The sequence below is a fragment of the Stutzerimonas stutzeri genome, assembly GCF_013522825.1.
Lineage (GTDB): Bacteria > Pseudomonadota > Gammaproteobacteria > Pseudomonadales > Pseudomonadaceae > Stutzerimonas > Stutzerimonas stutzeri_AK.
In genome coordinates this window covers 69,936-83,924 of record NZ_JAAMQZ010000004.1, presented here as the reverse complement: position 1 = coordinate 83,924, position 13,989 = coordinate 69,936, and the positions used below count along the sequence as shown (strand labels likewise).

The window sequence follows — 13,989 nt, the reverse complement described above, 5'->3', positions numbered from 1 at the left end:
CCTGGGGGCCTCAATCTTCGGTGGTGTGGACTTTGCGATGGAGAATCGCCTGGAACTCGTCGGCAAAGGTGTAGTAACGACCGATGAGCAGCTCGCCACGCGCCGAGAAGCGGTTGTAGGCGATGACCGCCGGAATCGCCGCGAACAGGCCGATTGCCGTGGCGATCAGCGCTTCAGCGATACCCGGCGCGACGGTGGCCAGCGTCGCCTGTTGTACCTGGGCCAAACCGCGGAAGGAGTTCATGATGCCCCAGACCGTGCCGAACAGGCCGATATAGGGGCTGGTGGAGCCAACGGTCGCAAGGAACGGCAGGCTTTGCTCGAGTTTTTCCTCTTCACGGGAGATGGCGACGCGCATGGCCCGGTTCACCGCATCCATCACCGCATCGGGATCGACGCCCGGCTGCTGACGCAGACGGGAAAACTCCTTGAAACCGGCACGGAAGATCTGCTCGACGCCCGAATCCGGGTCCGGGTTGCTGCCGGACTGGCGATACAGCTTGGACAAGTCGATACCCGACCAGAAACGCTCCTCGAAGGTATCCAGCGAGCGCTTGGCGGCACGCAGCATATTGCCGCGCTGGAAGATGATGATCCAGGACATCACCGAGGCCGCCACCAGGATCAGCATGACCAGCTGAACCACAAAGCTGGCATTGCTGATCAGGCTCCACATGGACATATGATCGACGTTGGGTTCCACGCTTACTCTCCTGCAGGGGGTAGACCCGACCCGGCGAAGGCTGACCGCAGCGCTTCGGGAATGGGGCGGGGTTTCAAACTCTCGGCGCGTACACAGGCCACCAGAAACTGCCCTTCGCAGAGCAGCAGATCATCCTTGGCACGCTTCACCTGCTGCCTGAAACGCAGGCTTGCGCGCTTTATCTCGACTACCTCGGCAGTAACCAGTAATTCATCGTCCAACCGCGCCGGTGCGTGATAACGCGCCTCGCTGGAGTGCACGACGAACAGCAGGTCTTCGCCCGCCAGCTGCGACTGGGCAAAACCCAGGCTGCGCAACCGCTCGGTACGGGCCCGCTCCATGAACTTGAGGTAGTTGACGTAATAAACGATGCCGCCCGCATCGGTATCTTCGTAATAGACGCGACAACGATGAGTGAACGGCTGAACAGGTGATTCCGCGCGCATACTAGTGCCAGACACTGCAAATTCCAATTGGCTGAAACAAGAATATTTTCATCACATTGTGTCGCCGTCGAAGAGGTCCGCTACTGGCGAATCGCCCAGGCGTTTGGGTAGGTTCAGGCCGAAGTGCAGATAGGCATGACGGGTAACCACACGCCCGCGTGGTGTGCGCATGACGTAGCCCTGCTGGATCAGGTAAGGCTCAAGCACATCCTCGATGGTATGTCGCTCCTCGCTGATTGCCGCGGCAAGACTGTCAATACCGACCGGCCCACCGTCGAACTTCTCGATCAATGTCAGCAGCAGCCGCCGATCCTGGTGGTCCAGGCCCCTCTCGTCGACATCGAGCATGTTCAAGGCAAGATCGGCGGTGGCTCTGGTAATCTCGCCATTGCCCCGCACTTCGGCAAAATCGCGCACCCGTCGCAACAGGCGATTGGCGATACGTGGCGTACCCCGCGCACGGCGGGCGATCTCGAATGCGCCCTCGCTCTCGATGGGCAGGCCGAGAATGCCGGCGGAACGACTGACGATGGTTGCCAGATCAGCTGTGGAATAGAACTCGAGGCGCTGCACGATGCCGAAGCGATCACGCAACGGATTGGTCAGCATGCCCGCTCGGGTAGTGGCACCGACGAGGGTGAAGGGCGGCAGGTCGAGCTTGATCGAGCGCGCCGCCGGACCTTCGCCGATCATGATGTCCAGCTGAAAATCCTCCATCGCCGGATATAGCACCTCCTCGACGATGGGCGAAAGTCGATGAATCTCATCGACGAAGAGCACATCGCCCTCCTCCAGGTTGGTCAGCAGCGCGGCAAGATCACCAGGCCGCTCCAGCACCGGACCGGAAGTGCTCTTGATCGAGACGCCCATTTCCTGAGCGATGATGTTGGCCAGCGTGGTCTTGCCCAGACCGGGAGGACCGAAGATCAGGGTGTGATCCAGCGCTTCACTGCGCCCACGCGCGGCGCGGATGAACAGATCCATCTGCTCGCGTACGACCGGTTGGCCAATATATTCGGCCAGGCTCAGCGGACGAATGGCGCGGTCAAACTGTTCTTCGCGATCACGACCGGTGGCGGTAATCAGACGATCAGCTTCAATCATGGGCTTACACCATTCCCTTGAGGGCACGGCGAATCAGATCTTCACTGCTCAAATCGTCTTCCTGTACGGCGGATACGGCACGGCTGGCTTCTTGTGGCTTGAAACCGAGGGAAATCAGCGCACTGACCGCATCATTCTCGGCGCTTGAGACTGCCATACTCGCACGGGGTTCCATTACCAGAGGAGCAATGGACGGCATGCTTTCCCAGGCCTTGAAGCGATCCTTGAGTTCGACCAACAGGCGTTCGGCTGTCTTCTTGCCGACACCCGGAATCTTCACCAGCACGGACGTGTCCTGCGCCTGAACGCAACGCACCAGCTCGTCCACCTCAAGCCCAGACATCAGTGCCAGCGCCAGCTTGGGTCCGACGCCATTGAGGCGGATCAGCTCGCGAAACAGCTCGCGGTCGCGCTTTTCGGAAAAGCCGTAGAGCAGTTGCGCATCTTCACGCACAACCAGGTGGGTGTGCAGCGTCACCGGCTCGCCAAGCGCCGGCAGACGGTAAAGCGTCGTCATCGGCACTTCGACTTCATAGCCGACGCCATTTACATCCAGTATCAGATGCGGCGGCTGTTTCTCCGCCAGGGTGCCACGCAAACGTCCAATCACAGTATCGCTTCCTCTCTTGACCGATCGAGCGGCTCGAATGACCTGCATGCTCGCTTTTACAAACGCAAGCGACCGCCTCTGCGCTTGGCGCCGGCCAGGCCGTGCGGAATCAGGCTCTGCCGATGATGCGCATGACACAGGGCAATCGCCAGCGCGTCGGAGGCATCGATCTGCGGCTTCTTCACCAGCTTCAGCAGGTGCATCACCATCATCTGCACCTGCTGCTTGTCGGCGCCACCAGTTCCGGCAATCGCCTGCTTGACCTGGGTGGCGGTGTATTCGGCGATTTCCAGACCCAGCTCTGCAGCAGCCACAATCGCAGCGCCACGGGCCTGGCCGAGCTTGAGTGCGGAATCGGCGTTGCGCGCCATGAACACCTGCTCAATGCCCATGGTTACCGGCCCATGCAAGCGAATCACCTCACTGACGCCGACGAACACCGCGCGCAGGCGTTCGGGCAATTCGCCACTGCCGGTGCGAATGCAACCGGAAGCCACGTATTCGCAGCTGCGACCGGTATCACGGACGACGCCGTAGCCAGTAATTCGTGAACCTGGGTCTATCCCGAGGATAAGCGTCATGCTGCCGCCATACTGTCTATTTATCCAGCGGCAAGTATAGGGAGCTCATGGCGCGGCGGCTAGCCACATAACTCCGCGCTCGCGACGAAACCCGCAGGGCCGAACCTGTTCGGCCTTCTCGAATCCATGGCCAAATGAATTCGGCCCTACAGAACCCGAAGACTGTACGGCGACAACAAAAAGCCGGAAGCACCGAGGTACTTCCGGCTTCGACTCACCTAAGGCCTCAATCCAGCTGTTCCACGATCTCGTCCGGAATCTCGGCGTTGTGGTAGACATTCTGCACGTCGTCCAGATCTTCCAGCGCGTCGATCAGGCGCAGCACCTTCTGGGCGGTTTCCAGATCGGCGAGCGGTGCGGCAATCGAAGGAATCATCGCGATCTCCGCCTCCTCGCCCTTGAAGCCGGCAGCACTCAGCGCCTCGTTGACGGCATGGAAATCGGCGAAGCTGGTGGAGACCAGCGCCGAGCCGTCATCACCCATTTCCACATCATCGGCACCCGCTTCCAATGCCGCTTCCATCAGCGCATCTTCGTCAACGCCGGCGGCAAAACTGATCTGCCCCTTGCGGTCGAACATGTAGGCGACCGAACCATCGGTGCCCAGGTTGCCGCCATGCTTGCTGAAGGCATGACGCACTTCGGCAGCAGTGCGGTTGCGGTTGTCGGTCATGGCCTCGACGATGATCGCCACGCCGCTGGGTGCGTAACCTTCATAGCTCAGCTCGACGACATTGTCGGCCTCGTTGTTGCCGGCGCCACGGGCGATGGCGCGGTCGATCACGTCTCGCGACATGTTGGCGACCAGCGCCTTGTCCACTGCCAGGCGCAGGCGCGGGTTGTCCGCCGGGATCGGGCCGCTCTTGGCGGCAACGGTCAGCTCACGAATGATCTTGGTGAAGATCTTGCCGCGCTTGGCGTCTTGGCGCCCCTTGCGGTGCTTGATGTTGGCCCATTTGGAATGACCAGCCATAACTGTCTCCCTCTTTGATCAACTTTCTTCTTGCAGGCCGTTGAAAAACTACCTGCGTTGACAATACGTCGTTAAAAACAGCCTCAGAATGCTCATTTAGAACACCTAAACTCCGCTTCTTCGGCTGTTTTGACTCGCTGCGCTCGCCCTTCGGGTCAGCCTACGACTGTTACTCCCGTTGGTCGTTGCGCCTCGTCTTGCCTGCCTCGCCTACGTTTTTCAACAGCCTGCTAGCTATAACGCAGAAGCCCAGGTTTCCCTGGGCTCCGGCTTTGCCGTTATTCGGCTTTGGGCTGCTCGCGCAGGCGAATATGCAATTCGCGCAGTGCCTTGCTGTCCACCGCACCCGGCGCCTGGGTCATGACGTCCGCCGCGCTCTGGGTTTTCGGGAAGGCGATCACTTCACGGATCGACTGCGCGCCGGTCATCAGCATCACCAGACGGTCCAGGCCGAAGGCCAGGCCACCGTGCGGCGGCGCACCGTACTTCAGTGCATCGAGCAGGAAGCCGAACTTCTCGTTCTGCTCCGCCTCGTCGATGCCGAGGATGCGGAATACGGTCTGCTGCATGTCCTTGCGATGAATACGGATGGAGCCGCCACCGAGCTCGGTGCCGTTGAGTACCATGTCGTAGGCGCGCGACAGTGCGGCGCCCGGATTGGCTTCCAGTTCCTCGGGAGAGCACTTGGGTGCAGTGAAGGGATGGTGCAACGCCGACAGCGAACCGTCGTCGTTTTCCTCGAACATCGGGAAGTCCACCACCCACATCGGTGCCCACTCGCAGGTCAGCAGGTTCAGGTCATGCCCCAGCTTGATGCGCAGCGCACCCAGCGCCTCGGACACGATCTTGGCCTTGTCGGCGCCGAAGAAGACGATATCGCCATCGACCGCACCCACGCGATCGAGGATCGCATCGAGGTTGGCTTCCGGGATGTTCTTGACGATCGGTGACTGCAGACCTTCGACACCCTTGGCGCGCTCGTTGACCTTGATGTAGGCCAGGCCCTTGGCACCGTAGATGCCGACGAACTTGGTGTAGTCGTCGATCTGCTTGCGCGGCATGCTCGCCCCGCCCGGCACGCGCAGCGCGGCAACGCGGCACTTGGGATCGTTGGCCGGGCCGGCGAACACCTTGAATTCGACGTCCTTGAGCTGGTCTTCGACATCGACCAGCTCCAGCGGGATACGCAGGTCCGGCTTGTCCGAGCCGTAGCGACGCATGGCTTCCTCGAATGGCATGTGCGGGAACTCGCCGAACTCGACGCCCAGCACTTCCTTGAACAGCTTGCGCACCATGCCTTCGGTGATGCCGATGATGTCGGATTCGTCGAGGAAGCTGGTCTCGATGTCGATCTGGGTGAATTCCGGCTGGCGGTCGGCGCGCAGGTCTTCGTCGCGGAAGCACTTGGCGATCTGGTAGTAACGATCGAAGCCGGCCACCATCAGCAGCTGCTTGAACAGCTGAGGCGACTGCGGCAGGGCGAAGAAGCTGCCGGGATGGGTGCGGCTGGGCACCAGATAATCGCGGGCGCCTTCAGGGGTGGCGCGGGTCAGGATCGGCGTCTCGACATCGAGGAAACCGTTTTCATCCAGATAACGACGGATGCTGGTCGTGATACTGGAGCGCAACTTGAGCTTCTCGGCCATTTCCGGGCGGCGCAGGTCGATGAAGCGGTAGCGCAGACGAGTTTCCTCGCCCACGTCGCTGTATTCGTTGAGCGGGAACGGCGGGGTCTCCGCCTCGTTCAATACCTCCAGCTCATAGCCCAGCACTTCGATGGCGCCGGAGGCCATGTTCGGGTTGCGCGCGCCTTCCGGGCGCAGGCGGACCTTGCCGGTGATCTTCACGACATACTCGCTGCGCACCCGGTCGGCGGCAGCGAACGTCTCGGCGCGGTCGGGATCGAACACCACCTGGGCCATGCCTTCGCGATCACGCACGTCGAGGAAAATGACCCCGCCGTGGTCGCGGCGGCGATGGACCCAACCGCAAAGAGTGATTTCCTGGCCGTCCAGGCTTTCGTTCAACTGGCCGCAATAGTGGCTGCGCATCATGGTGGGGTTCGCTTCTCGTATCTTGAAATTCATCGGGTCGCGCAAGGTGCGACTGGTCACAGGACACCGCACAAGCATCCTGTCGAACCGCATCACTCGCTATACGGACTGATGCAGGCAATCGTGATCAAGCGCTGGCGTCGCCCACAGGAAAGCGGGTCGCCGGGCACAAGCGCGAGATTATATCCACATAATCGCTCCGACGCAGCCGCTGGCGACACCCTAGCCTCGTCGAGAGCATGTGCAAGAAAATGAAACCGATTCCCCCGGGCGACTTCAAAGAACGAACTCGCCACGCACATATGCAGCACGCCATGTTTTCTGGCATAACTACAGCTACTTCATCGATCAGGAGAAAAATCATGAAAATCGACATCGGTATTGGCGAACAGGATCGCGCCGCCATCGCAGAAGGCTTGTCCCGACTGCTCGCGGACACCTACACGCTGTACCTGAAAACGCACAACTTCCACTGGAATGTGACAGGCCCGATGTTCAACACCCTGCACACCATGTTCGAGACGCAGTACACCGAACTGGCCCTGGCCGTGGATGACATTGCCGAGCGCATTCGCGCCCTGGGCTTTCCGGCTCCCGGCACCTATGCCGCATACGCCAAGCTGTCCTCGATCAAGGAGCAGGAAGGCGTCCCCTCCGCCGAAGAAATGATCAAGCTACTGGTAGAAGGCCAGGAAGCGGTCGTGCGCACCGCACGCGGCATTTTCCCCTTGCTGGAAAAAGTCAGCGACGAGCCGACTGCAGACCTTCTGACCCAACGCATGCAGATTCACGAAAAAACAGCGTGGATGCTGCGCAGCCTGCTGGCCGCCTGAGGCAAGGCATCGCCTCGTTCATCCTGGACAGTTGCGCAAGCGACTGTCCAGAGCCTGCCGGCAATGTCCCGATCACGATACGGCTTGCCACCCCACCCGCCGGAACCACCCCGCCCACCAGGCACGCGATTTGAGCAGCGCTCCCCTTTACTGTTAAATACGCCCGCGCCGCAGCCTGGGCACCTCAAAGCCAGGCAAACGATTTATCGTCTGTCTGCACATTCCTTTCGCCCGGTTCCTGCCGCTTTTTCCATCGTGCTATTCAACTGTGAGTCATAACAATGCTTAAGATCGTTCATGTATTGACGGGCGTTGCCGCCCTTGTGCTGTCATTCGTTCCCAGCCTTTCCAGCGGCTTGTCACCCCTTATACAACCCGAGGCGCTTTGCCTGCTGCTGCTGGGCCTGCTGAACGCACAGTTCGCTTCGTTTGCGCAACCAGACAGCAATGATCGTACCCGTCCTATCATCCTTGCCGTGTCCGCATTGCTGATTGCAGCTGTCGTGATTCAGGCCCTGGTGCTGCTGGCCCCGATAGCCGCCATTGCAGGCCAGCCTGCTACGCTTGCCAGCCTGCTACCGGCATTTATCGCCGTCGTACTGCATCTGGCCACCGCCCAGACCGGCCAGGTACAGCCTGTGCGCCACGCTCCCGTAACGGCTGCACGTACAAAAAGCGCCCCAATGAACACTGCCGCACCTTCCGCCGGTCGCGAGACCGGGACGGTCAAATGGTTCAACACTTCGAAGGGGTTTGGCTTTATCTCACGCGACAGCGGTGACGATGTATTCGTCCACTTTCGCGCCATTCGCGGCGATGGCCACCGCATTCTGGTTGAAGGCCAGCGCGTGGAATTCACCATCATGATGCGCGACAAGGGATTGCAAGCCGAAGACGTAGTGCAGACCAACCACTGACCCCTCGTCAACCTCCGCCGCGAAACCTCAGTAATGCGGCGGAGGCGCCTCATCCCCCTCTATCCCGATCCCGCTCTGCATATCCTCCTGGCGCCTGGCCAGCATCTTCAATTGTGCCTGCAGCCGCTCGACAGCCGCCTGCTGGGCAACCAGCACATCGTTCAGCGCCTGAATCGTGTCGTCCTGGAAGGCCAGGCGCGTTTCAAGATCGGCGATACGTCGCTCCAGCTCCATCTCATGACTCCGCAAAACGAAAATCATCGGTCAACACAAGCCTGAACTTCTGCCGGATGGCCGCAACCTGTTCGTCAGTGTAGGGCCGCGCAGGCTGATGCCCCCAGACGGGCGCCGGCCAGGCCGCATCGTCCCGGCGGCGGGCGATGACGTGCATGTGCAACTGGCTGACCATATTGCCAAGCGTCGCAACATTCATCTTGTCGGCGCCGAAGGTGTCTTTCAGCGTCTCGGCCAGCGCCGTCGCTTCACGCCATAGCGATTGCTGATCGGCACCATCGAGTTGAAACAGTTCACTGACCTCTTCGCGGCGTGGCACGAGGATGAACCAGGGATAGCTGGAATCATTCATCAACAGCAGTCGGCACAACGGAAAATCACCCAGCGGCAGAGTGTCCTGCTCCAGGCGCGAATCAAGAACGAACATAATCGCACTCCTGCTCATGTCGGGAATCGACGCAACATCGAGTGCCGCGCCGTATCGTCGGGTGAAGAATACTCCACCAGCCACCACAGCGGCTCGCACCAGACGAGCGCACGGATGGCTCAAAAGCGCTCTGCTTTGGCGCGATCAGAGGATGGACAGCAACACGTGCGAGGCACAAAATCACCTTTTAAGACTTTGTGCATGATTATTGCTGTAGGTCAGTAAAGGCTGAAAACAGGCAGGAGAAAAGCAGAAGAGCCGGGTTACACTTGCCGTCACGAGCTTCCCCGGCTACACAGTAATTTCAGGAAATATTTTTCTGATTCTGTCGTGACAGCAATCAGCCGGGTCAACAGGAACCGAAATCGAATAGCAAAAAAGATGTCTCTTTCTCTCGAAAGCAGGCAGCCGTTTGAAACCGAGGAGCAATCACAATGAGCGTGATGAAGTGGAGCGTAATCGCCCTGGCAGTCGCCGCGGGCACTTCCCAAATGGCTTTCGCCAGCCAGCAATCCGAATCCAAGGGCTTCGTCGAAGATGCGAAGCTGGATCTGTTGCTGCGTAATACCTACTGGAATCGCGACCATAAAGACGGCAACGACGACGTCAATACTTGGGGTCAGGGCTTCATCGCTACCTTTGAGTCTGGCTTCACTCAAGGCACCATTGGCGTAGGCATCGATGCTTACGGTCTGTTGGGTGTAAAACTTGATGGCGGCCAGGGCGATATGTTCCCAGGCGAACCGAAAAACTGGGAAGATGACCTTTCGGAAGCCGGAGCAGCCATCAAACTTCGCCTCTCCAATACCACTGCCAAGTATGGCAATCAGTTTGTGGGGCTACCGGTAATCGCATCCGATGATTCCCGCCTGCTTCCGCAAGCATTCACCGGCACCCTGGTCACCAGCAACGAAATCGAAGGCCTGGAACTGAATGCCGGTCGTTTCACCGCAGACAGCCCCATGGGCTCTCCTGCTCGCGATGATGGTCGCCTGAAAAGCCTCGACGTTTTTGGCGGCACCTATGCCTTCAATGAAAACCTGAGCGCCTCTCTGTACTTCTCCGATGTCGAAGACACCTACGACAAGAAGTACGCCAACATCAACTACGTCATGCCGCTGTCCGATGATCAATCGCTGGCATTCGACTTCAACTATTACAAAACAGATGATATCGATCAGCGCTTCGCAGGTGCGACCGGCGAGAGCGTGGACGACAACACCATCTGGAGCCTGTCGGCCAAGTATTCTGTCGGATCACACGCTTTCATCATCGCTCACCAGCGCGTTTCGGGTGACACCGGCTACCTGTACGACAACGGTGACGGCGGCGGCGCGATCTGGGTCGCCAACTCCTTCCTTTCCGACTTCAATGCCAAGGATGAGCGTTCCTGGCAAGCCAGCTATGAGCTGGACTTCACCGGGTATGGCGTGCCGGGCCTGTTCTGGAAAACCGCTTATCTGCGCGGCAGCAACATCGATATGGAGTACTACGGCGGCACTGGCGAAGGAACCAACAGGGAAATCTTCAACCAGGTTTCTTACACCGTACAGAGCGGTGCAGCGAAGGACCTGAGCCTGAGAGCACGAAACTCTATCCTGCGTACCAGCAACGGATACTGGAACGACCTGAACGAGTGGCGTCTGTTCATCGAATACCCCCTGAGCATCCTGTAACCCAGGCGCCTCAGCTATTCGAAGCAAAATGGAGCCCGGCGAAAGCCGGGCTCTTTCGTTTCGGCAAAGCTTTCCAATCCAGCCCCGCATTCTGTACGCCGCATTCCCCGCACCGTACAATGCCCAGCCAAATTTTCGCTCTTGCAAGGACACCACGGCCCTCATGCGCACCAGTCAGTTCCTGCTTTCGACCCTGAAAGAAACTCCATCCGATGCAGTGGTCATCAGCCACCAGCTGATGTTGCGTGCCGGCATGATCCGCAGGCTGGCTTCCGGCCTGTACACCTGGATGCCCATGGGCCTGCGCGCGCTGCGCAAGGCCGAAGCCATCGTGCGTGACGAGATGAACAAGGCCGGAGCCCTGGAAGTGCTGATGCCGGCGATCCAGCCCGCCGAACTGTGGCAGGAATCCGGTCGCTGGGAGCAGTACGGCCCCGAGCTGCTGCGCCTCAAGGATCGCCACGACCGCGAGTTCTGCGTCGGTCCCACCCACGAGGAAGTCATCACCGACCTGGCCCGCAACGAACTCAACAGCTACAAGCAGTTGCCGATCAACTTCTTCCAGATCCAGACCAAGTTCCGCGACGAGATCCGCCCGCGCTTCGGCCTGATGCGTGGTCGCGAGTTCCTGATGAAGGACGCCTACTCCTTCCATGCCGACCAGCCGTCGCTGCAGGAAACCTACGACCGCATGCACCAGGCCTACTGCAACATCTTCACCCGTCTGGGCCTGAACTTCCGCCCCGTGCAGGCCGATACCGGCTCCATCGGCGGCACCGGCTCCCATGAGTTCCACGTACTGGCCGAATCCGGCGAGGACGATATCGCCTTCAGCGACAGCTCCGATTACGCTGCCAATATCGAAAAGGCCGAGGCGATTCCGCGTGAAACCGAGCGTGGCGCCGCGACCGAGGAACTGCGCCTGGTCGATACACCCGATACCCGTACCATTGCCGACCTGGTCGAACAGTTCCAGCTCGCCATCGAAAAAACCATCAAGACTCTGGTGGTGCACGGCTCGGAAGAAGGCCAGCTGGTAGCGCTGATCGTCCGTGGCGACCATGAGCTGAACGAAATCAAGGCGGCGAACCTGGCCCAGGTGGCAAGCCCGCTGGTGTTCGCTTCCGAAGCCGAAATCCGCGCCGCCATCGGTGCCGGCCCTGGCTCGCTCGGCCCGCTGAACCTGCCGATCGACTGCGTCATCGACCGTTCCGTAGCACTGATGAGCGACTTCGCCGCTGGCGCCAACAGCGATGACAAACACTATTTCGGCCTCAACTGGGAGCGCGACCTGCCGCTGCCGGAAATCGCCGACCTGCGCAACGTGGTGGCCGGTGATCCGAGCCCCGATGGCCAGGGCACCCTGGTGATCAAGCGCGGCATCGAGGTCGGGCATATCTTCCAGCTCGGCACCAAGTACAGCGAAGCCATGAACTGCAGCGTCATGGGCGAGAACGGCAAGCCGGTCACCCTGACCATGGGCTGCTACGGCATCGGTGTATCGCGTGTGGTCGCCGCCGCCATCGAGCAGAACTACGACGAGCGCGGCATTCTCTGGCCGGAGGCCCTGGCGCCCTTCCAGATCGCCCTGGTGCCGATGAAGTACGAAAACGAAGCCGTCCGTGAAGCGACCGACGGGCTCTATGCCGAGCTTACCGCCGCCGGTTACGACGTTCTGCTCGATGACCGTGACAAGAAGACCAGTCCGGGCGTCAAATTCGCGGATATGGAGTTGGTGGGCATCCCGCATCGCATCGTCATCGGTGATCGCGGCCTCGCCGAAGGCACCCTGGAATACAAGCATCGTCGCGATGCCCAGAGCCAGGCCGTACCTGCCGCCGACATCCTTGAGTTCATCAATTCGCGTGTCAATCGCTGACGGACATCATGCTCAACCGAAGTATTCTGGCTTCAACCAGCGCCACGCTTTGCGTGGCGCTGCTGCTTGGCGGCTGCGCCAATCACCTGCCGCAACGCAGCGAACATGAGGCGCGCACCGAGCGCAAGCTGCTCGATCACAGCCTGCGTATCGAGGTGGGCGAGCCCTTGCTGGAGCTGCCGCAGCGGCGTATCCGCGTACTCGACCAGAAAACCTGGGAAGTCACCGACATCGAAGTGACACGCCGCTACGACCGCTACACGCCGTACCAGGCATGGCGCAAGCTTTACGAAATCCCCCTGGGCGCCGTTGCCGTAGTCGCTGGTGTGGGCGCCAACGTGCTCAACGTGGTGATGCTCGGCAAACTGCCGGAAAGCGCCACACGCGGCTGGATCAACTATGGCTTTGCAGGGCTCAACCCCTTTCTCAACGTCGAATCCAATGGCCGCTCGCAACAGAACCTGGCCAGCCTGGAAGAACAACGCCGGGATGCACGCCTGGAATACTCCAGCCTGCCCTGGGCCGAACGCCCGGTGCTGGTCACGGCAGGCGCCGAGACGCATGAATTGAGCACCGACCGCAACGGCCTGCTGCGCCTGAACCTGCTCGACGGCCCCTTCGCCGAGCAGGACATCAGCCTGATCGGCAAATTGCAACTGCAGGTCGAAGACCCGCAGGACGCCACTCACGCCGATGCCACGCTGCTGGTCAGCCGCAGCCTGCGCAGCAAGCTCCTCGAAGCCCACGAGCTGATCTTCAACGACCTCGAAGGCGACGATGTGGGCCAGTGGGTGCATCGCGTCAAGCGCCTCTCGGAGCTGGGGCTGGAAGAGGAAGCCAGCGAACTCGAACAGAGCCTGGTGGAGCTGACGCGCAATGACCCCGAGCTGCAGCAGGAGTTTCTGCGCAGCCTGCTGCAGGACGCCGGTCGCCAGGCCAGCGACCTCGGCGAAGACGACTGAGGAAGATGAAGCTGCGCGCCTGCCTGCTGATGCTGTGGCTGGCGTTCGTGCTGCCGGCCTCGGCGAATCTGCGCCAGGCGCCCGAGCCGGAACTGCGCGACCTGCTGCAGAAAACCGTCGCCGAGGCGGACAGCTTTCAGGATCGCTTCGAGGCCGAAGTCTGGCTGGTGGACATGTCCGCCCGACTCAAACGCTATCTGCCCGACGCCCAGGAACGCCTGTCCCTGCTGCGCCTGGTGCACCAGGAAGCCAGCAAGGCCGGGCTCAGACCCGAACTGGTGCTGGCGCTGATCCATGCCGAAAGCCATTTCGACCGCTTCGCCATCTCCAGCGTGGGCGCGCAGGGCATGATGCAGGTCATGCCCTTCTGGAAAGCCGAACTTGGTCGCCCACAGGACAACCTCACCGACAACGCGACCAACCTGCGCTACGGCTGCACCATCCTCAGCTACTACCTCAAGCGCGAAAAAGGCGACATCAACCGCGCCCTCGCCCGCTACAACGGCAGCCTCGGCCAGACCCGCTATCCCAGCAAGGTCATCGGCTTCTGGCAGGACTTCTGGTACGTGAAACCTTAAGCAGCTGTAAGC

General features: G+C 60.4%; 15 protein-coding genes. 6 read left to right on the top strand and 9 right to left on the bottom strand.

Annotated features, from left to right (window positions below; translation table 11 throughout):
- Positions 1–10: 10 nt before the first annotated feature.
- From tolQ to aspS, 7 genes are all read right to left on the bottom strand, one after another.
- A complete protein-coding gene (gene tolQ / locus G7020_RS04135; protein WP_181082672.1) occupies positions 11–703 on the bottom strand; it encodes a protein TolQ in 693 nt (230 codons plus the stop codon).
- A gap of 2 nt (positions 704–705) precedes the next feature.
- Positions 706–1,149, bottom strand: coding sequence for a tol-pal system-associated acyl-CoA thioesterase (gene ybgC, locus G7020_RS04130; RefSeq protein ID WP_181082763.1), 444 nt, complete (start codon positions 1,147–1,149; stop codon positions 706–708).
- 51 nt (positions 1,150–1,200) lie between these two features.
- Positions 1,201–2,253, bottom strand: coding sequence for a Holliday junction branch migration DNA helicase RuvB (gene ruvB / locus G7020_RS04125; protein WP_181082671.1), 1,053 nt, complete (start codon positions 2,251–2,253; stop codon positions 1,201–1,203).
- Positions 2,254–2,257: 4 nt separating this feature from the next.
- Entirely contained in the window at positions 2,258–2,863 is a 606-nt protein-coding gene (gene ruvA / locus G7020_RS04120; RefSeq protein ID WP_181082670.1) for a Holliday junction branch migration protein RuvA, read from the bottom strand.
- A 56-nt stretch (positions 2,864–2,919) separates the two neighbouring features.
- Positions 2,920–3,444 (bottom strand): crossover junction endodeoxyribonuclease RuvC, encoded by a 525-nt coding sequence (gene ruvC / locus G7020_RS04115; RefSeq protein WP_181082669.1) that lies wholly within the window; start codon positions 3,442–3,444, stop codon positions 2,920–2,922.
- 226 nt (positions 3,445–3,670) lie between these two features.
- Complete coding sequence (locus G7020_RS04110; RefSeq protein WP_181082668.1) at positions 3,671–4,417, bottom strand: YebC/PmpR family DNA-binding transcriptional regulator; 747 nt, start codon at positions 4,415–4,417, stop codon at positions 3,671–3,673.
- A gap of 278 nt (positions 4,418–4,695) precedes the next feature.
- Entirely contained in the window at positions 4,696–6,471 is a 1,776-nt protein-coding gene (aspS, locus tag G7020_RS04105) for an aspartate--tRNA ligase (protein ID WP_181082762.1), read from the bottom strand.
- Positions 6,472–6,833: 362 nt separating this feature from the next.
- Here aspS and G7020_RS04100 point away from each other — a divergent pair, with 362 nt between their 5' ends.
- Together G7020_RS04100 and G7020_RS24245 are read left to right on the top strand one after the other, a co-directional pair.
- A complete protein-coding gene (locus G7020_RS04100) occupies positions 6,834–7,304 on the top strand; it encodes a Dps family protein (protein WP_181082667.1) in 471 nt (156 codons plus the stop codon).
- Positions 7,305–7,585: 281 nt separating this feature from the next.
- On the top strand, positions 7,586–8,221 hold the full coding sequence (locus G7020_RS24245) for a cold-shock protein (RefSeq protein WP_181082666.1): 636 nt from the start codon (positions 7,586–7,588) through the stop codon (positions 8,219–8,221).
- A 27-nt stretch (positions 8,222–8,248) separates the two neighbouring features.
- On the opposite strand, the gene G7020_RS04090 is transcribed toward G7020_RS24245, so the two are convergent.
- Together G7020_RS04090 and G7020_RS04085 are read right to left on the bottom strand one after the other, a co-directional pair.
- The gene (locus G7020_RS04090) at positions 8,249–8,455 is read right to left on the bottom strand and encodes a SlyX family protein (protein ID WP_181082665.1); all 207 of its coding nucleotides are present in this window, start codon (positions 8,453–8,455) and stop codon (positions 8,249–8,251) included.
- Between the two features lies 1 nt (position 8,456).
- Positions 8,457–8,882, bottom strand: a complete 426-nt coding sequence (locus G7020_RS04085; protein WP_181082664.1) for an HIT family protein — start codon at positions 8,880–8,882, stop codon at positions 8,457–8,459.
- Between the two features lie 434 nt (positions 8,883–9,316).
- Here G7020_RS04085 and G7020_RS04080 point away from each other — a divergent pair, with 434 nt between their 5' ends.
- The 4 genes from G7020_RS04080 to G7020_RS04065 all read left to right on the top strand — a co-directional run bounded on the left by G7020_RS04080 (position 9,317) and on the right by G7020_RS04065 (position 13,977).
- On the top strand, positions 9,317–10,558 hold the full coding sequence (locus G7020_RS04080; protein WP_181082663.1) for an OprD family porin: 1,242 nt from the start codon (positions 9,317–9,319) through the stop codon (positions 10,556–10,558).
- Positions 10,559–10,721: 163 nt separating this feature from the next.
- Positions 10,722–12,437, top strand: coding sequence for a proline--tRNA ligase (locus tag G7020_RS04075; RefSeq protein ID WP_181082662.1), 1,716 nt, complete (start codon positions 10,722–10,724; stop codon positions 12,435–12,437).
- A gap of 8 nt (positions 12,438–12,445) precedes the next feature.
- A complete protein-coding gene (locus G7020_RS04070) occupies positions 12,446–13,399 on the top strand; it encodes a hypothetical protein (RefSeq protein ID WP_181082661.1) in 954 nt (317 codons plus the stop codon).
- A 5-nt stretch (positions 13,400–13,404) separates the two neighbouring features.
- The gene (locus G7020_RS04065) at positions 13,405–13,977 is read left to right on the top strand and encodes a transglycosylase SLT domain-containing protein (RefSeq protein WP_181082660.1); all 573 of its coding nucleotides are present in this window, start codon (positions 13,405–13,407) and stop codon (positions 13,975–13,977) included.
- The last annotated feature ends 12 nt before the right edge of the window (positions 13,978–13,989 follow it).